General features: G+C 63.9%; 18 protein-coding genes. 5 read left to right on the top strand and 13 right to left on the bottom strand.

Going from position 1 to position 22,127, the window contains the following annotated elements:
* Positions 1 to 255: 255 nt before the first annotated feature.
* Entirely contained in the window at positions 256 to 1,641 is a 1,386-nt protein-coding gene (locus tag ACB033_RS16480; protein WP_371140624.1) for a tryptophanase, read from the top strand.
* Positions 1,642 to 1,748: 107 nt separating this feature from the next.
* On the opposite strand, the gene pbpG is transcribed toward ACB033_RS16480, so the two are convergent.
* From pbpG to ACB033_RS16545, 13 genes are all read right to left on the bottom strand, one after another.
* The gene (gene pbpG / locus ACB033_RS16485; protein WP_017765453.1) at positions 1,749 to 2,669 is read right to left on the bottom strand and encodes a D-alanyl-D-alanine endopeptidase; all 921 of its coding nucleotides are present in this window, start codon (positions 2,667 to 2,669) and stop codon (positions 1,749 to 1,751) included.
* A 401-nt stretch (positions 2,670 to 3,070) separates the two neighbouring features.
* Positions 3,071 to 3,526 (bottom strand): NUDIX pyrophosphatase, encoded by a 456-nt coding sequence (locus ACB033_RS16490; protein WP_005300289.1) that lies wholly within the window; start codon positions 3,524 to 3,526, stop codon positions 3,071 to 3,073.
* 137 nt (positions 3,527 to 3,663) lie between these two features.
* A complete protein-coding gene (gene nrfF / locus ACB033_RS16495) occupies positions 3,664 to 4,857 on the bottom strand; it encodes a heme lyase NrfEFG subunit NrfF (protein ID WP_371140625.1) in 1,194 nt (397 codons plus the stop codon).
* Positions 4,854 to 5,426: a DsbE family thiol:disulfide interchange protein gene (locus tag ACB033_RS16500; protein WP_371140626.1), complete on the bottom strand. Its 573-nt coding sequence runs from the start codon at positions 5,424 to 5,426 to the stop codon at positions 4,854 to 4,856. Before ACB033_RS16500 ends, nrfF begins: the two co-directional genes overlap by 4 nt.
* Positions 5,423 to 7,384 carry a heme lyase NrfEFG subunit NrfE gene (gene nrfE / locus ACB033_RS16505; RefSeq protein WP_371140627.1) on the bottom strand — a complete coding sequence of 654 codons (1,962 nt, stop codon included), beginning with the start codon at positions 7,382 to 7,384 and terminating at the stop codon, positions 5,423 to 5,425. The genes ACB033_RS16500 and nrfE overlap by 4 nt, the downstream gene beginning before the upstream one ends.
* A gap of 173 nt (positions 7,385 to 7,557) precedes the next feature.
* A complete protein-coding gene (gene nrfD, locus ACB033_RS16510; protein WP_371140628.1) occupies positions 7,558 to 8,514 on the bottom strand; it encodes a cytochrome c nitrite reductase subunit NrfD in 957 nt (318 codons plus the stop codon).
* On the bottom strand, positions 8,511 to 9,185 hold the full coding sequence (gene nrfC, locus ACB033_RS16515; RefSeq protein ID WP_017780081.1) for a cytochrome c nitrite reductase Fe-S protein: 675 nt from the start codon (positions 9,183 to 9,185) through the stop codon (positions 8,511 to 8,513). The genes nrfD and nrfC overlap by 4 nt, the downstream gene beginning before the upstream one ends.
* Positions 9,182 to 9,775 (bottom strand): cytochrome c nitrite reductase pentaheme subunit, encoded by a 594-nt coding sequence (nrfB, locus tag ACB033_RS16520; protein WP_371140629.1) that lies wholly within the window; start codon positions 9,773 to 9,775, stop codon positions 9,182 to 9,184. The genes nrfC and nrfB overlap by 4 nt, the downstream gene beginning before the upstream one ends.
* Positions 9,776 to 9,826: 51 nt before the next feature.
* A complete protein-coding gene (gene nrfA / locus ACB033_RS16525) occupies positions 9,827 to 11,272 on the bottom strand; it encodes an ammonia-forming nitrite reductase cytochrome c552 subunit (protein ID WP_117404411.1) in 1,446 nt (481 codons plus the stop codon).
* A gap of 612 nt (positions 11,273 to 11,884) precedes the next feature.
* On the bottom strand, positions 11,885 to 13,087 hold the full coding sequence (glpC, locus tag ACB033_RS16530; RefSeq protein WP_371140630.1) for an anaerobic glycerol-3-phosphate dehydrogenase subunit GlpC: 1,203 nt from the start codon (positions 13,085 to 13,087) through the stop codon (positions 11,885 to 11,887).
* A 51-nt stretch (positions 13,088 to 13,138) separates the two neighbouring features.
* Complete coding sequence (gene glpB, locus ACB033_RS16535) at positions 13,139 to 14,419, bottom strand: glycerol-3-phosphate dehydrogenase subunit GlpB (protein WP_371140631.1); 1,281 nt, start codon at positions 14,417 to 14,419, stop codon at positions 13,139 to 13,141.
* Positions 14,409 to 16,088: an anaerobic glycerol-3-phosphate dehydrogenase subunit A gene (gene glpA, locus ACB033_RS16540; protein ID WP_371140632.1), complete on the bottom strand. Its 1,680-nt coding sequence runs from the start codon at positions 16,086 to 16,088 to the stop codon at positions 14,409 to 14,411. The genes glpB and glpA overlap by 11 nt, the downstream gene beginning before the upstream one ends.
* A 186-nt stretch (positions 16,089 to 16,274) precedes the next feature.
* A complete protein-coding gene (locus tag ACB033_RS16545) occupies positions 16,275 to 16,742 on the bottom strand; it encodes a YchJ family protein (protein ID WP_308462857.1) in 468 nt (155 codons plus the stop codon).
* A gap of 119 nt (positions 16,743 to 16,861) precedes the next feature.
* On the opposite strand from ACB033_RS16545, the gene ACB033_RS16550 reads away from it, so the two are divergent.
* From ACB033_RS16550 to ACB033_RS16565, 4 genes are all read left to right on the top strand, one after another.
* Positions 16,862 to 18,529 (top strand): methyl-accepting chemotaxis protein, encoded by a 1,668-nt coding sequence (locus tag ACB033_RS16550; protein WP_005300314.1) that lies wholly within the window; start codon positions 16,862 to 16,864, stop codon positions 18,527 to 18,529.
* A gap of 131 nt (positions 18,530 to 18,660) precedes the next feature.
* Positions 18,661 to 19,872: an ROK family transcriptional regulator gene (locus tag ACB033_RS16555; RefSeq protein WP_005300317.1), complete on the top strand. Its 1,212-nt coding sequence runs from the start codon at positions 18,661 to 18,663 to the stop codon at positions 19,870 to 19,872.
* On the top strand, positions 19,869 to 21,452 hold the full coding sequence (locus tag ACB033_RS16560; RefSeq protein ID WP_124250046.1) for a sensor histidine kinase: 1,584 nt from the start codon (positions 19,869 to 19,871) through the stop codon (positions 21,450 to 21,452). The genes ACB033_RS16555 and ACB033_RS16560 overlap by 4 nt, the downstream gene beginning before the upstream one ends.
* On the top strand, positions 21,453 to 22,118 hold the full coding sequence (locus tag ACB033_RS16565; protein WP_042049372.1) for a response regulator: 666 nt from the start codon (positions 21,453 to 21,455) through the stop codon (positions 22,116 to 22,118).
* The last annotated feature ends 9 nt before the right edge of the window (positions 22,119 to 22,127 follow it).

The raw sequence follows: 22,127 nt of genomic DNA on the forward strand, positions 1-22,127 counted from the left end.
ATGGATCTTATTGGCCACCGACTGGTTACAACCGACATGGAGGGGAGTGATGCCAATCGTGACAGCTACGCCCCGGGCAGCTTGCCTGCTCGCCCACTGGTACACCCGGGATCCCATTCTGACCCTCGACTTTCCTCACCGCTGATTGGCGGCAGCCGCCGTTTGAATTTGTCAGCCGGACGACCCTGATCGCCCCGGCCTCTTTACCAATTCCAATTTCAAACACACTGGCGTTGCGCCGGTGAGGAGTCTTTTATGCGTCGTATACCCGAACCGTTTCGTATCAAGATGGTCGAGCCCATCAAACAGACCACTGGCGCCGAGCGCCGCGCCGCCCTCGAGGCCGCTGGCTGGAACCCCTTCCTGCTGCTGGCCGAGGATGTCTACATCGATCTGCTGACCGACAGTGGCACAGGTGCCATGTCCGATCGTCAGTGGGCGGGCATCATGATGGGGGATGAGGCCTATGCGGGCAGCCGCAACTTCGTCGAGCTGGAGCGCACGGTGCGCGAGATCTTTGGTTACCAGCATGTGATGCCCACCCACCAGGGGCGCGGGGCCGAGCAGATCCTCTTCCCGGAGCTGGTCAAGCGCTGCCAGGGCAAGGCGCCGGTCTTTATCTCCAACTACCACTTCGACACCACCAAGGCCCACGTGGAGTTGGCCGGCGCGCGGGCCATCAACCTGCTCACCCCGAAAGCCCTCGACACCACGGCCCCCTACGCTTGGAAGGGGGATTTTGATCTCCCTCGCCTGAGTGACACCATCGAAACCCTGGGGGCCGACAATGTGGCCGGCATCATCATCACGGTCACCTGCAACAGCGCCGGTGGCCAGCCGGTCTCCATGGCCAATATGGAGGCGGTCGCCGAGCTGGCCCGTCGACACTATATTCCGGTGGTGATCGATGCCGCCCGTTTTGCCGAGAACGCCTGGTTTATCAAGGAGCGGGACCCGGCCTATGCCAAGTGCAGCATCCAGGAGATAGTGCGCCAGATGTTTGCGCTGGGGGACATCTTCACCATGTCGGCCAAGAAGGACGGGCTGGTCAATATCGGCGGGCTCTGCTGCTTTAAAGAGGATCTCGACCTGTTTCGCGCGGTGCAGGTGCGCTGCGTGGCGATGGAGGGGTTTGTCACCTATGGCGGCCTTGCCGGGCGGGACATGGCGGCGCTCGCCATCGGCCTGCGCGAGGGGATGGATGAAGAGTATCTGACCTATCGCATCAGTCAGGTGGCTTATCTGGGCGAACGGCTGGCCGAGGCAGGCATCCCCATCCAGACTCCCACCGGCGGTCATGCGGTGTTTGTGGACGCCAAGAAGCTGCTGCCCCATATTCCGGCCGGGCAGTTCCCGGCCCATGCGCTCGCCTGCGAGCTCTATCTGGAAGGGGGTGTGCGCGGGGTGGAGATAGGCTCCCTGCTGCTGGGGCGTGATCCCGTCACCGGCAAGCAGGAGGCGGCGGACTTTGAGCTGTTGCGACTCACCATTCCGCGTCGGGTCTACACCCGGGATCACATGGACTACGTGGCCGACTGCCTGATCGCGGTGAAAGCGCGGGCCAGCGACATTCGCGGTCTCACCTTTGACTACGAGCCGCCGCTGCTGCGTCACTTCACCGCGCGGCTCACGCCGATCTGATCGCCAGCACGTCGGCGCCGTAGCCAGCAGGCTTGGCCACAAGGCTCAACAACAAAAGCCCCCGCACCTTGGTGCGGGGGCTTTTTTGACGATCATTGCCGGGAGCCTTACTGGCTGCTGAACAGCTTGTTCCGGGGGCTGGACTGGGCGGTCAGGCTCATGCGACCGGAAGTCTCCAGCCAGGATTTGATCCGCTTGGCATCGGCCACCCGGGCGTTGGGGGTATCGGCATTGAGCAGCACCATGATCACCGGCTCGCGGTTGATCTGGGTGGCCATCACCAGGCAGCGCCCCGCCTCGCGGATGTAGCCGGTCTTGGAGAGGGAGATGGGCCAGCTCCCTTCGCGCACCAGCCGGTTGGAGTTGAGGTAGTGCAGCTGGCGCTTGCCGTTGCGCACCATGCGCTCCTCGGTGGAGGAGTATTGGCGAATGAGCGGATAGGTGGATGCCGCCGCCACCAGCTTGGCGAGATCGTGGGCGCTGGAGACGTTGCGAGGGGTGAGCCCGGTACTGTCGGAGAACTGGGTGCTCCACATGCCGAGCATGCGGGCCTTGGCATTCATCGCCTCGATGAAGGCGCGCTGGCCACCCGGGTAGTTTCTAGCCAGGGCCGAGGCGGCGCGGTTTTCCGACGACATCAGGGCGATGTGCAGCATGTCGGCCCGGCTCAGGCGCGAGCCCACCGCCAGCCGCGACCCGGTGCCCTTGAGTCTGTCCACGTCAGCCATGGTAACGGTCAGCATCTCGGAGAGACGCTGGTTGGCATCGAGCACCACCAGTGCCGTCATCAGCTTGGTGATGGAGGCTATCGGCATCACCCGGTTGGCGTTGCGCTCCGACAGCACTTCACCGGTGCGCGGGTTGGCCACCACGAAGGCGGCGGAGCTCAGCGCCAGATCGTTGCGCTGCTCCAGAAAGCTGTTGGGGGAGTGGGACTGGGCTGAAAACGGATTGGCCTGGGCGCTCTCCATGCTGACGGGAACGAGGAAGGCACCGAGCAACAGGGTAAGAAAAGGGCGAGTAATCATGATTTGACGCTACCGTACGGCTGACAGGGATATTTGGCTAAGTTATATGACGGTAATTGACGCTTCACAACGTCTAATGGCCCGATATTTCAATTTTATGGGATGGCGCACCTTGAAATAACGGTAATGAGCGCTATGAGCGGCTTCATACGAGTAATGATAGGGTTGGTCGGCGTGAGAAACATGGCTGCGGTGTGCGGCTGGTGGCGCCCTCTTGCCGTCAGATGATCGATCTTTTAGCGGTCTCTATTGCCTGCGTCCCTATCTTCACTCATTCCTGGTGATCATCTCTGTTGAAAACGGCCTGTTCAGGGGGGCAACATGTGCTGATGGCGGCCATGGCCGGCAGCGGATCACCACAGGATCAAGAAGATAACGAGAGGGCTCCTGGCATTCACGCGCTATGGCGTCATGGCTACCCGCATCAGCGCCGAGGGGCTGTTTTCGACAAAGTAGTGCCAGAGATGGTCATAGAGTGCCTGCTGGCCGGGGAAACTCACCAGTGCCTTGGCCTCGGCCAAGGTGCACCAGCGATATTCGGTATGCTCATCATTGAGGGTGACCACCTGATTGGGCGGGCAATAGACCACAAAGACCGGCACTACCTCCACCGTATTTGAAGCGCTTTCGTAAAATTGTTCCAGATAATGGGCTGTGTATAATTCGCAAACCCTGATACCAGTCTCTTCGCCAAACTCGCGAATAATGGTCTGCCAGCCAGTTTCCCCCGCCTCGACCGTGCCCGCCACATGGCACCAGAAACCGCCCTTTACGCGTTTCATCACCAGCAGCTTTGTTTCACCATCAATCGTTGAGAGGGCGACACCGGAGACGGTTTTACAGCGAATGGGGATCATGGGATAGGCTCCAATAACAGGTTCAATGGACGCCTATTGTTCGGCCGCCGACGGGAGGTTGGCAAGTGATTTCCCTGCCGGCGGCGTTTTTGCGGGCCCAACGTGACAGGGGCATTCAGCCCCCGTCACGCGTGCGGTCAGCCTCCCATCATCCGCGCGGTCTGGATCGCCTCGATCAGCGCGGCCCGGTTGATGCGGGGGCGCTCCTCGTCCAGCAACTGCTGCCAGAGGGCGATGGCCCGGGAGTAGCGACCGTGCAGGAAGTGATCGGAGGCGAGCAGCATCAGGGCACTCACCTCACCCTTGTCCTGCTTGAGCGCACTATCGAGCAGGCGCTGCGCCTCCGGGGTCAGCTGTTGACCCGCCTGGTAGTAGAGCACGGTGGCTTGGGCGGCCTGGGTCGCCGCGCTGGCGCCCCCCTCCAGCAGGGCGAGGCGCTGGTAGGCGAGCAGGGCGTTGGCGTACTCGTCCCGATACAAATACAACTGACCGAGCGCCGCCCAGCCGTCGAGATCGGCGGGGTTGGCTTGCAGGCGCTGGTGCAGGGCGCCCAGCTCCTTGTCCTGCAGATCCCGCGGGCTCAATCCCGCAAGCGGATCGGGGCGCGACTGATAAGCCTGCCACGCCTGATAGCGGCCGGTGCCGGCATAGATGCCGGCCATCAGCGCCAGCAGCAGGGCCCCAAGTAGTATCCAGGAGCGCAGCCTAAGCTGCGGACGGGCGGTGCTATCTCTTGTCAGCCGGTCGCGCAGGGCCTGCTCGGCAGGTGGGGTGGCGTTGGCGAGACGGGCCAGCTCCAGCTCCCGGTAGAGGCGGCTGTGGGGGGCAAGCCCCGCCTGCTGCTCGGCCATGATCAGCCGGTTCAGCTCGGCCCTGGGGTCGTGGGCGAGCATCCCTTCTGCTCTGTCGCCGACAAGCGGTACCCGCGCCGGTTGCCGGCGATGCAGACTCCTGCGCAGGCGATTGAGGGCCAACAACAGCAAGAGGGCGGGGCCACCCCAGAGCAGCGCCGTGCTGGCCTTGAGGGGCGGGTCATAGCGCACGAAGTCGCCGAAGCGCGCCGTCATGCGGGCGATCACCTGCTCATCAGACTGTCCCTCGTCCACCCAGCGGTAGACCTCGAGGCGCAGATCCCGCGCGATGGGGGAGTTGGACTCCACCAGGTTCTGATTCTGGCACTGGGGGCAGCGCAGGGCGCGGGCCAGCTCCTGGGCGCGGGCCTGCCGCTCGGGGTGGCGAAACTCATAGGTGTCGACCCCGCTGGCAGAGGAGCCGGCACTCAGGAGCGTGCAGATAAGCAGCAAGACGCCGCCAAGGTGGCGGGGCGTCATGACTGAGGCTCCTGCGCCGATGGGGTGGCGGCGGGCGTCCTGGCGTCGGCGCGGGCTTGGGCGAGCAGGGGCACAAACTGGCGTTGCCAGATCTCCCGGGTGAGCAGGCCGGTATGACGGGTCAGCAGGGTGCCGTCGGCGGCAAAGAGATAGGTCTCCGGCGTGCCATAGACGCCGAGCTCGAGGGCCAGCTTGCCGTCCGGGTCGGCAAGCACGGCGCGGTAGGGGTTGCCCGCCTGGATAAGCCAGGCGCGGGCCGCATCCCCCTTGTCCCGATAGTTGAGGCCGTAGAGGGGCACGGAGCCCGCAAGATCACCCAGCAGCGGATGTTCGGCGCGGCAGTTGGGGCACCAGCTGGCCCAGACGTTGAGCACAAAGGGTTCCCCTTTCAGGCTGGCGGTGTCAATGGCCGCCCCTCCCAGCAAGTTCTCACTCTGCCAGGCCGGCAGGGGGCGCCCAGCGACGGCCTCATCCTGGCCGTAGGGGTTGTTGCCAAGGCCGAGCCAGAGCAGGGCGCCGAGGCCCAGGGTCAGCACGAGAGGAAGAAAGAGACGCAGGCGGGATCTCATAGTGACTCCTGTTCGAGCCGGGGGCAGGGGGCTGTGGTCGGGGCCGGACGGGCCGCAAGCAAGGGGCGGCGGGCGAGCAGGCGCAGGGCGCCCCCCGCCATCATCAGGAGGCCGCCGAGCCAGATCCATCGCACCAGCGGCTTGTGGTGAAGGCGCATGGCGTAGGCGTTGGGCCCCATCTTCTCGCCGAGCACCACGTAGAGATCGCCCAGCATTCCCCACGCGATGCCGGGCTCGTTCATGTTCATGGTGCGCACGCTGTAGTGGCGCCGCTCTGGCATAAGGCGAGCCACCTCCTGGCCCTCCTTGTGCACGCTGAGGGTGATGCGCTCGGCGGTGTAGTTGGGGCCGATCAGCGGCTCGCTCCCCTCGTAGCGAAACTCGAAGGTGCCGAGTCGATAGGGCTGGCCTGCGGCGAGCACGGTTCCCCCCTCCTGGCTGTGGTGGCTCACCTGTGCAATGCCGAGGGCGCACACCGCCACCCCGAGATGGGCCAGCAGGCTGCCGAGCCGGTTGAGGGTAAGCTCGCGCAGGGCGGCCGGTCGGGAGAGCGGGAGCAGCAGGCTCGCCACCAGCCAGAGGCCGACCATGTTGGCAAGGATGCCGCTCCAGCCTGCGGTTCCCTGTCCCCGATAGGCGAGGCTGAGGAGCCCGCCTCCCAGCACGCCGAGCAGCAGCGGCAACAGCCAGCGCCAGCGGGAGCGGCTGGCCAGCCTCTGCCAGCGCAGACGGGGGATCTGGGTCATCAGCGCCATCAGCACCAGGGCCAGGGGCACGAAGAGGGTGTTGAAGTAGGGGGCGCCCACCGAGAGCGAGCCCAGATGGAGCGACTGGAACACCATAGGGTAGAAGGTGCCGAGCAGCACGCTGGCGCAGGCCACGCTGAGCAGCAGGATGGCGGCGCCGAGCAGCCCCTCTTTTGACAGCAAGCCAAAGCGGGCATAGGGGGCGCGAATGTCCGCCCGCAGGGCAAACAGGGTGAGGGCGCAGGTCAATAGCAAGCCGAGCAGCAACAGCAGGGTGAGGCCACGGCTGGGGTCGACCGCAAAGGCGTGCACCGAGGTGAGCACCCCGGAGCGCACCACGAAGGTGCCGAGCAGGCTCAGCGAAAAGGTAAAGATGGAGAGCAGCAGCACGGCGTGGCCGTAAGCGCCGCGCTTCTCGCACACCACCAGGGCGTGCAGCAGGGCGGTGCCGAGCAGCCAGGGCAAGAGGGAGGCATTTTCCACCGGATCCCAGAACCACCAGCCGCCCCAGCCGAGCTCGTAATAGGCCCACCAGGACCCCAGCACGATGCCGGCGGTGAGAAATACCCAGGAGCCGAGCGCCCAGGGGCGGCTCCAGTGGGCCACGGCGCCATCGAGCCTGCCCGAGTGCAGTGCCGCCATGGCGAAGGCGAAGTTGACCGCAAAGCCGACGTAGCCGAGATAGAGCAGGGGCGGGTGGATGATGAGGCCGATATCTTGCAGCATGGGGTTGAGATCGCGCCCCTCCAGCGGTCCCGGGAACTGGCGGTCAAACGGGCTGGAGAAGATCAGGGTATAGAGGCCGAACAGCCCGACGATCAGCCCCATGATGGCCAATACCCGGGCTGTGATCAGCGGATCGACCCGCCTGGAACAAAGGGCCACCAGCGCACCCCACAGCCCCAGCGCAAAGACGAAGAACAGCATGGAGCCCTCGTGGCCGCCCCACACGGCCGCCAGCTTGAAGCCAAGGGGCAGGGCGCTGTTGGCGTGCTGGGCCACATAGACCAAGGTAAAGTCATCCTGGCCAAAACAGTTGGCGAGCAGCAGCATGGAGGCCAACAGCAGGAGCGCGACCAGGAGGGCCAGCGGTGTTGCGCAGCCGAGCAGCGGGCGTGAGGCGAGCCGCAGCCCCAGCCAGGGCAGCAGCCCTTGCAGCAGGGCGAGCCCGGTCGCCAGCAACAGTGAGAGATAGCCGAGCTCCGCCAGCACACAACCTCCGTTTCAATCTTTGATGTCATTCATGTCATGCCACACACGCCGCATCGTCTCCCTTTGGGGGAAAACATTGCCAAGCAACGGGTGTGGCATCACCAGAAATTCATTGGGCCAGCAACAAACCAGCGCCAGTCACCCGAGGGTGGCTGGCGCTGGTGATCATACCTTTAAACTACCGTCATCTGGCCGGCGTAGAGCACGAAGTAACGCAGCAGCAGTATCCCCACCAGAGTCAGGCTGCAGACCAGCACCAGATAGCCGTTTTTGGCCCGCAGCGGTGCGGGAGCCAGCAGGGCTAGCAACTGGGGCAGCAGCATGCCGATGCCCACCACCCCGAACCAGAACACCTGAGCCCAGAAGCCGCTGCCGATGGCGGCCCACATGGCGGCCTCCTTCTGGCCGCCACCGAAGTAGAGGCCGGTAAAGAAGCAAACCAGTAGCAACACCTCCACCGCCAGTACCGGCCGCTCGAAGCGGTGGACAAAGCTCACCCCCTGGCTGTGATGGTTCTCCTTGAAGAGCGTCACCGCCAGCAAGATGGTGGAAGCGATGCCGGAGCTGACGCCGGAGATGAGGAACAGCACCGGCAACACAGGGTTGTTCAACAGCGGATAGGTCTTGAGCGCCGAGAGCAGAAAGCCGGTGTAGGCCCCCAAGAGCACGGCAAGCAGCAGCAAGAGCGGCGCCAGCAGCCGCTCGATGCGGGCGAGCCAAGCGATGAGATCATCCACAAAGGCGAACTTCTCTTGCAGCAGGTGACGGCGCAAGGTCTCGATCTCGGAGCGAAACACCACCGCCAGCCAGGCGAACAGCACCGCCATGTAGATCTGAAACAACATGACCCCCATCGACATCACGGAGTCGAACTGGTAGTGGAGCATCAGCTTCCAGAAGGTCCAGGGGCGGGCCAGGTGGAAGATGAGGATCAGTAACCCCAGGATCACGCTCACCGGCGCCAGAATGGCGGTCGCCTTGATGATGCCGCTCTCGCTGCCGGCCCCCTTGCGGCGCAGCAGCACCGATAGGGTGGTGGCCCCGGCGGAGATGCCGAGCAGAAAGAGATAGATGGCGATCGGCCAGTCCCACACAAGTGAAGGGAAGTGAAATGCCGCTTGCATCGTCATGACTTTATCTCCCCTTTGGGCACGCGGTACATCTTGGGCGAAGTGCCGAGTGCCTGCTTGTAGCGATAGGTGGTCTCCTTCACCAGCCGTTTGGCGATGGGGCTGTCCGGGTCATCCAGATTGCCGAACACCAGCGCCTTGGTGGGGCAGGATTCCACGCAGGCCGGCTCCTTGCCCGCCGCCAGGTTGGTCTTGCGGCAAAAGTCGCACTTGTCGGCAACCTTGGTCACAGGGTTGATAAAGCGCACCTGATAGGGGCAGGCGGCCAGACAGTACATGCAGCCAACGCAGAGATCCGGGTTGACGTCGACGATGCCATCCTCCTTGCGGATATGGGAGGCACCGGTCGGGCAGACGTGCACGCAGGGGGCGTTGTCGCAGTGCTGGCAGGACTTGCGAAAGAAGTGGTACTCGGCATCGGGAAATTCACCGATGGGGCCGGAGCGGATGATCTCGAGGCGCGAGACCCCCTCTGGCACCTGATTCACCTCCCGGCAGGCATCCATGCAGGCGGTACAGCCGATGCAGGCCGTCTCGTCGTGGATCATGCCAAAGCGGACCCCGTCGATGGTCTGGCTGTGGGCGAGGGTGGTGGCACGAGCAGCCCCCGTCATCATGATGAGGGCCCCCGCGCTCATCCCCGCCATGAAGTGACGGCGAGAGCAGCTCATTGTGCCTCCTTGCCCGAGGTGATGTTCGCCTTGGCCGCCTTGACGGCCTCATGCTGCTTGCTGTGGCAGTCGACGCAGAGCTTGATGCGGGACTTCTCCGGAATTGCCACCATGGGCTCCTTGGCCGGGTGCAGCTGGTGGCAGCTGGTGCAGGTGAGCTTGGTGGCGTGCACGTCGTGGGCCCAGAGCGCCTCGCGCAGCACTTTGGGCTCGTGACAGCTCATGCAGACCCCGTTCTGCTCGGCGATGGGGTAGCTCTCGGTGCTCTGTTTGTTGTTGAAGCTGTCGCTAAAGCGCATCACGTCCTTGACCCCTTCCCGGTGCTGGGGGGAGGGCTGACCATGGCAGTTGGTGCAGGTGACCGGCGCCAGGTTGTTGGGGTTGGTCGCCTGGCCATGCTTGCCGTGCATGCCGTACTCCTGCTCCTTGTGGCAGTCGGTACAGGCCTTGTCGGCACTGCGCAGAAATTCCACTTCATGTGTAGTCGGTGCCGGGGCGGTTGCCGCATCGGCGGCCTGGCCCTGCAGGCTGGTCAGCAGCATGGCTGCCATCAGCATCAGTCGTAAGAAATCCATCGTTAAATCACCCATAGGAAGCCTCCATCCGGCGGCAGGCCCGACACTGCGGGCCCGCCTGCCTCGTCATTGTGCGAGCCGTCCGGCCGCTTTGGCCTCGGCATCCCAGGCGGGGACTGTGGTCTTGAGGAACTGGGCCTTGTCGCTGTTCATCTGCTTCATGTCCATGCCAAGAGCGGCCTGGGCCTTCTCCTTGCTGGAGATGTCAGGAATGGCGATCTCCTGGCTGAGCCCCTTGGCGGCCAGCAGGCGTGCCAGCTTGGTGCGGGCATCGGCGGCCTTGTCCAGGGCGGTCCCCAGCATGCGCAGCGCCACTTCCGGGGCGTGCATCTGCACCCCGTGGGAGGCGATGGAGAAGTCCCAGCGCCACTGGGCGTGACGGATGTCCTGCAGAATGTCCTTCATCTCGGCCTCGGTGGCGCCGGCATCCCAGGCGGCCTTGGCTTCAAAGTGGGCGTGCACCAGCTGCTTCTCGACTCTGATCTTGAGATCGTGAATGGCATCCTTGCGCTGCTTGACCACCCCTTGCAGCATCTCCTTGCTCTGGGTGTGGCAGTTGCGGCAGGTCTGGTCGAAGCGATCGAAGGGGTTGCCCACCTTGTGATCCGTGTAGACCTTGCCCTGTTCGTTTTGCACCTTGGGCATGTGGCAGTCGACGCAGGCGACGTTGTTCTGGCCGTGAATGCCGGCGCGCCAAGTCTCGTACTCGGGGTGCTGGGCTTTGAGCATGGGGGTCTTGGAGAGAGCGTGGGTCCAGTCGGCGAAGCCTATTTCGTCGTAGTACTGCTCCATCTGCTCCACTGTGGTGCCCTTGTCCCAGGGGAATTTCACCGCCTTGGTGGGGCCGCTGAAGTAGTACTCCACGTGGCACTGGCCGCACACCTGGGACTGCTGATCGAAGCGCCCTTGCTCCTTGAACGGCTTGCCAATGGCGGTCATGGCCCGGTCGGCATAGGGACGGGAGAGGTGCAGGGCGGGTTTGCCCTCCTTGAACTCTTTCGAGGCGGTGTCGTGGCAGTCGGCGCAGCCGATGGTGTTGACGATCTCGGGTCCGCCTTTTGCCCACATCCCCTTGAAGTAGCCATCCTCACCCTTTTCATCGATGACGCGGGCCACGTCCGGGCCTTTGCAGCTCCAGCAGGCCATGGGCAGCGGACCATCTTCGGCGCTCTTGGGGGCGCCGGTGCGCAGGGTCTCGCGCACGTCGGTCAGCGCATAGAAGTGGCCGCGGGGTTTGTTGTAATCCTTGGCGAAGGCGTAGCCGGCCCAGAGCACCACCATGTTGGGGTCCTCGGCCAGGGCATCGGTGCGCTCGCGGCTCTCGCCGGTCGCCTTCCAGCTGCTGAACTGATCGGCGTGATCCTTGGCGAACAGCTCGCTGCGCGCCTCTACTTTGCCCTTGGGCTGAGCTTCGTCGGCCGCCTGTGCCCAGCCGCTGGTGCCAAGGCAGGTGGTAAGCAGCAAGGCGGCGAGGCCCAGCCTGGTCTGTCTGTTGTGTGAACTCACGATCATCACTCCCAAATCGATCTCATTGCCAAGCCTGACCGTTCCATCCTGGAGCTGGGCATCAGCCCCCGCACAAGGCAGGAGCAGGCAGGCCGATTAATTGTTATTAGTGAATAAAACCCATGTATTTATGCGATTGCTCGAGCTGGATATTACCAAATGGGTAAAACGAATGATGATTTATCGGGAGCGGGATTGCGCTAGATCAATTGGCGGAGCAGGCAACAAGCGGAAATGAGATCCCGGTTAAATTATGAGGAAACTCAACTTATTGCACCATTGTTAACGCCGCTGCCTGGCGACAGTGGGCACAGTTGCCCGCCAGCCCGCGTCCGGCAAGGGGACGTCCTCAACGCGGCCGGTTTTCTATCTATTTGGGGATAATAAAATTAATATGAATAAATATGCTAGGTGGGTGGTGCTAAAGGGGAGGCGATGTGGCCGTCGGTAGCCGGATTCAATCAATGGGCTGCCTATTGAGGGCATGGCTCATTCGGGTGATGACCCAATAGAATTATCCAATAAGAGGAGCCGGCAATTGCCGGCTCTTTTTCCATTTGATGTTTGCTTGTCGGCTTTTTTGCCGAGCGGGCCGTCTGGCTGGGCGTGGCAAGGGGATCAGGCCAGTGCCTGGGCCAACAGGTGGATGGGGTGTTCGCAGCAAAACGCCGTGCTCATCTCGATCTGCCATTTGCAGGTTTCGCAGTCGGTGATGACCAGATCGGGCTTGAGCCGGTTTATCTGATCAAACAGCCCCTCGCCGATGGCCTGGCTGGTCTGGTAGTTCTCCGACTTGAAGCCGTAGGTGCCGGCGATGCCGCAGCACTGGGAGTCCAGCACCGTCACCTTGACCCCGGGGATGGCGCGCAGCAGCTCGAGGGTATAGATGACGCCCCCCATCTTCTCCATGTGGCAGGGGGTGTGGTAGGCGATGTGCAGATTGAGCGGTTTCATCGCCGGCTTGTTGCCCTGGTAGAACTCGTTCCACAGGAAGCGGGTCACCAGCGAGATGCGATCGCGCACCTTGTGGTTGTCCTGCTCCAGCAGGTGGGGATATTCGTCGCGCAGGGTAAAGCCGCAGGTGGAGGAGGTGGCCAGTAGCGGCATCTCGTTGCCGAGCAGGGTGTTCTCCAACTGCTGGATGTTGAAGGCCGCCTGCTGCTTGGCCTTGTCCATGAAGCCGTTGGCAATCAGCGGCACGCCGCAGCACTTCTCCCGCTCCAGCAGCTGGACGCCGATGTTCATGGCGTTGAGCACCTGCACCAGCTCCTTGCCAAGCTGCGGGTGGTTGTAGTTGACGTAGCAGCCGTGGAAGTAGGCGATTTGACGCGCAAAGCGGGCCTGACTCGCTTTCTGTTTCTTGTACCAGCCGCGGAAAGTGCCCTGGGAGTACTTGGGCAGGTCGCGGTGGGAGGAGACCCCCAGCGCCTTGTCCAGCACCAGCTTCATCGGCTTGAGGCCGGTGGTGAAGTTGACCACCGGGGCCATCAGGGTGGACATGCTGCCCATCAAGTCGGTGTGGGAGAGCACGAACTCGCGGATCCCCGGTTTGAAGCCGCTGTACTGGTGTTTGGCCTTGGCGATGATGTCGCCGATGCGCACTCCGCTCGGGCAGGCCACCTCGCAGCGCTTGCAGTTGGTGCAGTACTTGAGGGCGCTGTCAAAGAGCTCCGGGCTCTTGATGCGCAGCCGCTCACCATCCGGGCCCGCCTGCTTGGGGCCTGGGTAGGCCGGATTGGCCTTGGCCACCGGGCAGTAGGCGGTACAGACGGTGCATTTGATGCACTGATCGAAGGTTTGGTTGGCATGATCCAGTAGCATGTCAGTTCTCCTCCCGTTGGGTGTGAAGGCACGGGATATGGGTCGAAATCATCATTGGGCTGAACTCAAAATGTGACCGGCAGCCTGCCAGCCGGTGGCAACGGCCACGCCTGACCCTGACCCTTCTTTTATGGGGTCATAGTGCGCCAGCACGCTGCCGGCGCCGTAGAGGTTGACGAGCGGTTTGCCGCCACGCAGCACTCTGAGTTTGTCGTCGGTCTTGACCCCGAAGCCCATGAAGGGGTGGTGGTCGAACAGGCGGCGGCCGGCCCAGGCATCGCGCTCGGGCAGGCTCAGCACGTCGGCGTTGAAGATGGGCTCACGAATGCCGCGCAGGCGCGACTCCAGCCCGCGGCTGAAGAAGCTGCCGGAGGCGAGTACAAAGTTATCCGCTTCAAAGAGTTGATCGTCGCCATTCTGGCTGTGCACACCGATCACCCGATCGCCGTCGTAACGGGCGCCCTGCACCCGCTCGCTGGTGAGGAAGGTGCCGCCAAGGGCCATAAAGCGGCGCTTGAGGGCTTCCTGCATCCGCATGCCGATAAGCGACGGCGGCATGGTGGCCACCTCCTTGATGATGCAGCCGGTGCGCTGCTCCAGCTCCGTCAGGCGCGGGCCGACCAGCCCCAGTGACAGGCAGGCGGGCAGCACCAGGTGACGGCATCGCGGCTCGCCGCTCTCCTGCACCATGCGGCTGATCTCGCGGGCCAGATCCGTCAGCAGGTCATGCTGGCCATTGCCCTGCTTGTCAAACAGGCGGGCGATGTCGGCGGAGCGAAACTCGTGGGGATTGCGGCTGAACTCGGCCAGCTGGGGCAGGCGAATCTCCCCGGTCAGGATGCGGCAGTGGGCGAAGCGCGCGTGGGTCGCGAGATTCGCCGCCGCGAGCTCGGGGTGAAAGTCGCGAAATCCCTCCAGGGTGGCCAGCAGGATGGCGTCGGGGGCCGGCGTATCGGTCACGCAGGCGCAGGTGTCGGGGGAGAGCCAGGTAGATTTCAGGGTGCCGATGGGGGTCAGCCGCTGGTGGTTGCGCTCCTGGCGAAACAGCGGCAAGCCCTGCGCGGCGCAGTGACGTTGCAGATCATCGAGGCTGGCCGCGATATGGGCCAGTCCCACCTTGCTGTAGGGATGCTCGGGGTTGGCTGCCATAAAGGCGGGCAGGGCGGTGCGGGGATCTCCCTCGCTCTCCAGCAGATCCACCGAGCCGGAGGAGAAGTGCAGGGCGCTCTGGCCGGAGGCCATCAGCAGGGTCTTCTGGCCGGCCTCGGCCAGGCGCAGGGCCGCGGAGAGGCCCGCCATGCCGCCGCCGATAACGATGCTGTCAAATTTCATGGCTGCGCTCCTTGGTGGGATTGGCGGTGCTGGCGTCCTGCGGGAGGGACGGCTCGGCCACCAGGTGGGGGGCCGTCCACTCGCCAAGGCCGAACAGCCCCTCGTAGATCCAGTAGGTAAATTCGGCTTCGCGCAGGGCATCGCCCCACAGCACGGGGCGGGTGCCCTTGTAGCGCTCCTCCAGGAACTGGCGCAGCATGACGCAGGCCTGGCGGCCGTCGGCCTTGCCGTACTCCTGCATCAGGCCGGCGGCGCGATAGGCGCACAGCTCCCCCTGACAGGGGCCCATGCCCAGACGGGTGCGGCGGCGCAGATCCACCAGGTTGTCCACGTCGAGCTCGCGCAGGGCGTATTCGATTTCACCCGCGGTCACCATCTCGCACTCGCAGATGAGGGCGTTGGCCTTGGGATTGTCGCGGAAAAAGGCGATGACCCGCTCGCCGTGACGGTACTGGGCCGAGCCTTCGGCCGGCACCGAGAGACCGGGGGCGGAGACCTTCTCCGGATCCCGCGAGCCGGGCAGGCTCAGTTCAGCGGTGCGGCACGGCTTGCTGTTGCCGAGTTTCTTGGCCAGCAGATCGGTGGCCCATTCGGCCATCAGTCGGTAGGTCATCAGCTTGCCGCCGGTGATGGTGTTGAATCCCTGCAGGCCGTCACGCTCGGCGTGATCCAGCAAGACGATGCCGCGGCTGATGTTGCGGCCCGACTCGTCGCCATCCACCGCCACCAGCGGGCGAACCCCGGCATAGGCGCGCAGCAGACGGGTGCGGGCCATGATGGGGGCCAGTTTTATCCCTTCGCGCAGCAGCACCTCCACCTCTTCGGGCTCGACGGTGAGCTGGTCAATCTTGTGGTAATCGATGCGACTCGACGTGGTGCCGATGAGGGAGATGGTATCGCCCGGCACCAGGATGTCCGCGTCCGCCGGTTTGCGGGCGCGGTTGAGCACCAGCTGGTTGATGCGGTAATCCATGATGAGCAGGGAACCCTTGGCCGGGAACATGCGGATGCCGAGATCGGCGTATTCGCAGATCTGCTGGCCCCAGATGCCGGCGGCGTTGATCACCTCCTGGCACTCCACCTCGAACGCTTCACCGGTGCGAGTGTTGATGGCCTTGACCCCGTGCACCCGATCCTGGGTGCGCAGCAGCCCCAGCACCTTGCTGTGGGTGAAGATGCGGGCGCCGTGCTCCTTGGCATCCAGCACGTTGGCGGCGGCCAGGCGGAAGGGGTCCACCGTGCCGTCCGGCACCTGGATGGCACCGATCAGCGCGGGGTTGACGTTGGGTTCGAGGCGCAGCGCATCGGCGGGATCCAGCTGGCGGGCGTCGATGCCCGCCAGGGCGCAGGCGTCCATGAAGGTATTTTGAAAATGGATGTCATCTTCCGGCAGGGTGATGAAGAGGCCGCCGGTGTCCTCGACGCAGTGGCTGGCGATCCGCTTGAGGATGCGGTTCTCCTGAATGCACTCGCGGGCGGACTCCTGATCCGTCACCGCGTAGCGGGCGCCGGAGTGAAGCAGGCCATGGTTGCGGCCCGTGGTGCCGGCGGCGATATCGTCCCGCTCAAGCAGGATGCAGTCGATGCCGCGCAGTGCGCAATCGCGCATGATGCCGGCTCCGGTGGCGCCACCCCCTATGATGACGACTTGTGTGGTTATTCTTTTCATTCTTGCCCGTCTCATCTCTTCCAGATGGTGCCAGTGTGGCCTGTCTCTGGGCAGAAATGTTTGATATGGGCCAAGTTAATGTTCGCAAACGCTCATTGGTGGGGGTGTCAATGAGCAAATCGTGATTGTTGTCACACTCTAATAACAGTAGAGGGGGCCGCTGGGCCCCCTCTGTCAACATGGCATTCAGCCGCAGCACTTCTTGAACTTCTTGCCGCTGCCACAGGGACAGGGGTCGTTGCGTCCCACCCGCAGCGGCGCCGGATCCTGCTCGCCGTCGGTGTAGACCCAGCGCCCCTGATGGCGCACGAAACGGGATCGCTCATGGAGGCAGTGGCGCTCTTCACCCTCCATGAACCAGGCCTTGAACTCCACCATGCCAAGGGTGTCAGCGGGGCCGCCCTGGCTGGCGAGGATCTCGAGCCCGTCCCATTGGGTGTCGGTCTGGGAGAGCTGCTCCGCGGTCAGTCCGTTCAGATAGTCAGGGTGCCAGCTGTGTACCAGATACTCCCCCAGTCCCAGCACGAAAGCGCTGTAGCGCGAGCGCATCAGCTGCTCCGGGGTCTGGGGGGCGGCCCCCTGGTGCAGTGATCCACAGCACAAATCGAGAGAAAGAGTTGAACCGCAAGGGCATTTGTTCATGTGACTGGCCATCTGAGTCGATAGAGATAGAGGGCGGGGATTGTAGCGAAAGCGGGTCCCCGTCGACCAGCATCCTATACTGGTCTGGTAGGAACGGAACACTCATAAAAACAGCTGCAAGGATGTAAAAGATGACGCTAAAGCAGAAAATCCTGTTGTTGGGAGCCGTCCCCGTGCTCCTGATGGCCCTGGTGGTCAACCTCAGCAACTACATGATTGCAAAGAGTGATCTGGAAGCCGATCTGGTGGTGGCGCGGGAGAATGCGATCAAGGATCGCAAGGAACTACTCAGCAGCTATCTGATGCTGGCCAAGACGGCCATCGATGCCGTCTACAGCCAGCCGGACAGCCCGGCGGTGCGCAAGCAGGTGATCGAGATGCTGCGTCCACTGCGCTACAGCAGCGACGGTTACTTCTTCGTCTACGACTTTCAGGGCACGGCGATACTCCTGCCGCCCCGTCCCGAGATGGAGGGCAAGAACCGCTGGCAGGACAAGGATGCCAAGGGCAAGCTGCTGATCCAAGAGATCGTCAAGGCGGCGCGCCAGGGGGATGGTTTCTCCGAATACTGGACTGCCAAGCCCTCCATCGGTCGGGACGCCCCCAAGCTCTCCTTCAACCTGGTACTCGACAAGTACCAGTGGATCATCGGCACCGGTTTTTATATCGACGACATCGACAACGAGCTGGCGGCGCTGCGCACCGTACGCGAGAGCAACATGCGTGACTCGCTGCAGAGCAGCGTGCTGCTCATCCTGGTCATTCTGGGGGTGACCCTGGCCGCCACCGTGGTGATCGGCAACCGGGTCACCCGGCCGCTGGCGGACGCGGTATCGGCCCTCAACGACATCGCTGACGGGGAGGGGGATTTGACCCAGCGCCTCAAGGTGCAGAGCCATGACGAGATCGGTCAGCTGGCCACCGCCTTCAACCGTTTCGTGGCACGGATCCAGTCGGTGGTGAGCCAGGTGGGGGAGACCAGCAACCATCTGTTCAGCGCGGTGGAGAAGCTGCACCACCTGAGCGAGCACTATGATCATCAGATGCACGGCCATAGCCGGGAGACGGATCAGGTGGTCACCGCGGTGACCGAGATGAGCTCCACCGCCCAGGAAGTGGCGGCCAGCGCCTCCAACGCCGCCACCGCTACCAGCGATGCGGCGCGCGAATCCGATGCCGCTCGCGGCGTGGTGGGTACCGCCATCAACAGCATCAACCGGCTGGTGGGCGAGGTGCACACCGCCTCCGGCGTCATCGAGCAGCTCGCGCAGGAGACCGCCAAGATAGGATCCGTGGTGGAGGTCATTCGCGGCATTGCCGAGCAGACCAACCTGCTGGCGCTCAACGCCGCCATCGAGGCGGCCCGGGCCGGCGAGCAGGGACGCGGCTTCGCGGTGGTGGCGGATGAAGTCCGTTCGCTGGCCGGTCGCACCCAGCAGAGCACCAAGGAGATCAACGAGATGCTGCAGCGTCTACAGGGCGGGGTGAAACAGGCGGTTGACGTGATGCAGGCGAGTGAGGATCGCAGCCAGGAGACGGTGCAGGAGGCGAGCCACATCGCCACCTCCCTCGACAGCATGGTGATGGCGGTCAGCACCATCAACGACATGAACATCCAGATAGCTACCGCCGCCGAGGAGCAGCATGCTGTCTCCGAGGAGATCAACAAGAACCTGGTGGCCATTCAGCAGATCGTCAGCGAGCTGACCGACGCGGCGGTCGAATCCAACAGCACCACCCGCGATCTGGCCAGCACCGGGGACAAACTGCGCAAGCTGGTCTCACAGTTCCGCTACTGATGGGGTGACAAGAGGGGATATCCCTCACAAGATGCGGCCTGGCCACCCGGTTCAGGCCGCACTTTATTTGGGGATTGATCAATAATGTGTGAAAATTGTCGCCCTCTGTGTCAGCTGTTGCCCCTTACCCTATGAATGAGATCGTGAAAGGCAGTATCGATTTGATCCGTCAGCTCAACTATGGCCTGGTCTACGCCAGCCTGGAGGAGCACAAGGAGCTGTCCCGTACCGATCTGTCCCGCCTGACCGGCCTCTCGCCTGCCAGCATCACCAAGATCACCCGCGAGCTGCTCGACGGCGGTCTGGTGGTCACCTGCGGCGAGAGCTCGGTGGGGCGCGGTCGCCGCCAGACTCTGCTGCGCATCAATGAGCGCCGCTTCCAGTTTCTCTCCATGCGTCTGGGTCGCGGTTATGTGGACATGGCACTGTTCGATCTGGCCGGTCGCTCCCTCGCCCGCCATCGTCACGTGTTCAGCGAAGGGGAGCGCGCCGACCTGCTGGCCAGCCTGGTGAGGGCCATCGAGGGCTTCTTGCCCAAGAAGGCGCTGCGTCTGGCCTGCATCGCCCTCTGCCTGCCCGGGCAGGTGGAGCGCCACTCCGGCATGGTCAAGCACTTCCCCTTCTACGATCTGCGCAACTGGCCGCTCGGCCCGACCCTGCAGGAGGCCTTCGCGGTGCCGGTGCTGGTGAGCGGCGACGTGCGCACCTGGATCCAGGCCGAGCGTGAGTGGGGTGCCGCCAAGAACTGTGCCGATGCGGTGCTGGTGTTCGTGCACAACGACATCGGGGTCGGCATGGTGGTCAACGGTCAGCTCATCGAGAGCGAGAACGCGCTGCTCGGCGATCTCAGCCACCTGCAGCTCGAGCCCTACGGTCAGCGCTGCTACTGCGGCGGCTTCGGCTGTGCCTGCACCCTGGTGACCAATCAGGCGCTGGAGGCGCAATACCGGGATCTGCGCGAGCGGATGCAGGAGCACGATCTGCCCGAGAGCGTCACCATTCGCGAGCTGTGCGAGCTGGCGCTGGCGGGCAACAGCCTCTGCCAGGACATTCTCCATCAGGCGGCGGGGCGCCTCTCCCGGGTGCTCTCCAACCTCATCTGTCTGCTCAATCCGGGCAAGTTGCTGCTGGGGGGGGAGATCACCCGCGCCGATCGGCTGCTGTTCCCCATGCTGCACCAGTCGCTGGCCAGCCAACTGCCGGCCGAATACCTGGTGCGGCTGCAGATCGAATCCACCCACTTCTATGAAGATCCCACCAAGCCCACCTCGGTGCAGGTGCACAAAGCCCTGCGCGACGGCAGCCTGCTGCTCGACTTGTTGCGAGGCGACAAGGAGGCATGAGGCTGGGGTTGCAAGGACGCATCCTGCTCATGCTCTGTCTGGTCAGTCTGCTGCAGCTGGTGCTGCTGAGCGGGGCCAGTTACTACTATGTGTCCGAGCAGCGCTACCGCGAGGTAGGGGATCAGGCCCTCGACGTGGCGCGACTGGTGGCGCGAGAGTCCGGCGTCATCGCCGGGGTGAAACGGGCCGACACCGCCCGCCTCAATGTGTTGGTGGAGCGGATCCGCGCCGAGGTCGGCGCCAGCTACATCGTCGTCGGCGATAAGGACGCGCGCCGGCTGGTGCACCCCAATGCGGATCGCATCGGCCAGCCCATGATGGGGGATGACCCGCAACGGGCCTTGCAGGGGGAGTCCTACATCTCCCGCGCTCAAGGATCCCTCGGGGTCTCGGTGCGTGGCAAGAGCCCCATCCGCGATGAGCTCGGTCAGATCATCGGGGTGGTCTCGGTCGGTTATCTGGTGCGGGATATCGAGGCGGATCTGCAGGGCTTTCTGCATTTCGGTCTTGCCATGACCTTGCTCATCGTGCTGCTCAACAGCCTGGCCGCCACCTGGCTGGCCCGCCGTTACAAACGGGCGCTGCTCGGCTTCGAGCCCGAGCAGATGGGGCGTCTCTACACCGAGCTTGACTGCACCCTGCGCACCGTGCGCGAGGGGATCCTCACCATCGACGAGCAGGGGCGGCTCACCTCTCTCAACCCCAATGGCATCCGCTTGCTGCGTCTGGACGAGGCCACCGCCCGGGCCGCCATCGGCCAGCCGGTCACCCGGCTGCTGCCGGAGAGCCGCATGCTCTCCCTCATTCAGGATCCGCGCCCCCAGTTTGACGAGGAGATAGTGCTCAACGGCCAGTCCCTCATCGTCAACCGGCTGCCGCTGGTGCGCGAGGGCAAGCTGATCGGCGCGGTGTCGAGCTTTCGGCGCAAGGACGAGCTGGCCGAGCTCAGTGCCCAGCTCTCCCAGGTGCAGGCCTACAGCGATCTGCTGCGGGTGCAGACCCACGAGCACCACAACCAGCTCGGCACCATCGCCGGGCTCATCGAGTTGGGTGCCACCGGCGAGGCGCTCGCCTTCATCGGGCGGGAGGCGGCCACCGAGCAGAGCCTGCTCAACTTCCTGATGACCGCCATCGCCAAACCCAAGGTGGCCGGCCTGCTGCTCGGCAAGTACCACAGGGCCCACGAGCTGGGGCTGGTGCTGGAGGTGGACCCGGATTCTCGCCTGCACGACATCCCCCTTCGCGTCAGCGGCTCCCAGCTGGTGACGGTACTGGGCAACCTCATCGACAATGCCTTCGAGGCGACCCGCCGCCACGGCGCCCCCTACCAGCCGGTGCGGGTGGCCCTGAGCGATCTCGGCCAGGATCTCATTCTGGAGGTGGAAGACGGGGCCGGTGGCATCGATCCTGCGCTGGCAGATCGGCTGTTTGAGCGGGGGGTGAGCAGCAAGGCGGAGCCGGATCACGGCATCGGCCTCTCTCTGGTGCGCAAGACCCTGGATGCCCTGCAGGGGCAGATCACCATCGAAGCCACGGCGCAGGGAAGTTGCGTTGTCTGTTACATTCCCAAGGAGGTGTGAGTGATCAAGATCCTGATCGTCGAGGACGATCCGGCTATCGCCGAGATCCACCGCCGCTTCGTGCAGCGGCTGGCAGGTTTCGAAGTATTGGGAGTGGCGCTCACCCTGTTTGATGCCAGGGAGCAGATCGCCATCCTCAAGCCCGATCTGGTGCTGCTGGATGTCTGGCTGCCCGATGGCGAGGGGTTTGCCCTGTTGCGCGAGCTGCGCCAGGCCGGGGCCAGTCTGGACGTCATCCTGCTCACCGCGGCGAGGGAGGCCGCAGCCCTGCAGGAGGCGATGCGGCTCGGGGTGGTGGATTTCATTTTGAAGCCCGTGGTATTCGAGCGGCTGCGCGACACCCTCGACAAATATTGCCAGAGTCGCGCCGCCCTGGCGGCCCTGGCGGACATCGATCAGCAGGCGGTGGACGCCCTGTTTGGCACGCCGTTGCAGCAGGTGGCGGCGGGTGGCCTGCCCAAGGGGATCGACGGCCTCACCCTGCAGCGGGTGCTGGCTGCCTTGACCCAGCAAGGAGCCAGCGCCGAGGAGATCGGCGGCCGGGTCGGGGTGAGCCGCACCACGGCGCGCCGCTATCTGGAGTTTCTGGTGGGCCAGCAACTGGCGAGTCCGGAGCTGGAGTACGGCACCGTTGGCCGGCCGGAGCGGCGTTATCGCCAGCCCTGACTGGCGTAA

The sequence above is a fragment of the Aeromonas sp. S15(2024) genome, from assembly GCF_041402265.1.
Classification (GTDB): Bacteria; Pseudomonadota; Gammaproteobacteria; order Enterobacterales; family Aeromonadaceae; genus Aeromonas; species Aeromonas dhakensis.

Coding starts and splice junctions, on each gene's coding strand:
- glpB (WP_371140631.1), bottom strand. CDS start 14,419: ATGAAATTTGACAGCATCGTTATCGGCGGCGGCATGGCGGGCCTCTCC.
- nrfF (WP_371140625.1), bottom strand. CDS start 4,857: ATGACGCCCCGCCACCTTGGCGGCGTCTTGCTGCTTATCTGCACGCTC.
- nrfC (WP_017780081.1), bottom strand. CDS start 9,185: ATGAGCTGCTCTCGCCGTCACTTCATGGCGGGGATGAGCGCGGGGGCC.
- ACB033_RS16490 (WP_005300289.1), bottom strand. CDS start 3,526: ATGATCCCCATTCGCTGTAAAACCGTCTCCGGTGTCGCCCTCTCAACG.
- ACB033_RS16550 (WP_005300314.1), top strand. CDS start 16,862: ATGACGCTAAAGCAGAAAATCCTGTTGTTGGGAGCCGTCCCCGTGCTC.
- ACB033_RS16480 (WP_371140624.1), top strand. CDS start 256: ATGCGTCGTATACCCGAACCGTTTCGTATCAAGATGGTCGAGCCCATC.
- glpC (WP_371140630.1), bottom strand. CDS start 13,087: ATGCTACTGGATCATGCCAACCAAACCTTCGATCAGTGCATCAAATGC.
- nrfB (WP_371140629.1), bottom strand. CDS start 9,775: ATGGGTGATTTAACGATGGATTTCTTACGACTGATGCTGATGGCAGCC.
- nrfD (WP_371140628.1), bottom strand. CDS start 8,514: ATGACGATGCAAGCGGCATTTCACTTCCCTTCACTTGTGTGGGACTGG.
- pbpG (WP_017765453.1), bottom strand. CDS start 2,669: ATGATTACTCGCCCTTTTCTTACCCTGTTGCTCGGTGCCTTCCTCGTT.
- ACB033_RS16545 (WP_308462857.1), bottom strand. CDS start 16,742: ATGGCCAGTCACATGAACAAATGCCCTTGCGGTTCAACTCTTTCTCTC.
- ACB033_RS16555 (WP_005300317.1), top strand. CDS start 18,661: ATGAATGAGATCGTGAAAGGCAGTATCGATTTGATCCGTCAGCTCAAC.
- nrfA (WP_117404411.1), bottom strand. CDS start 11,272: ATGATCGTGAGTTCACACAACAGACAGACCAGGCTGGGCCTCGCCGCC.
- ACB033_RS16560 (WP_124250046.1), top strand. CDS start 19,869: ATGAGGCTGGGGTTGCAAGGACGCATCCTGCTCATGCTCTGTCTGGTC.
- glpA (WP_371140632.1), bottom strand. CDS start 16,088: ATGAAAAGAATAACCACACAAGTCGTCATCATAGGGGGTGGCGCCACC.
- ACB033_RS16500 (WP_371140626.1), bottom strand. CDS start 5,426: ATGAGATCCCGCCTGCGTCTCTTTCTTCCTCTCGTGCTGACCCTGGGC.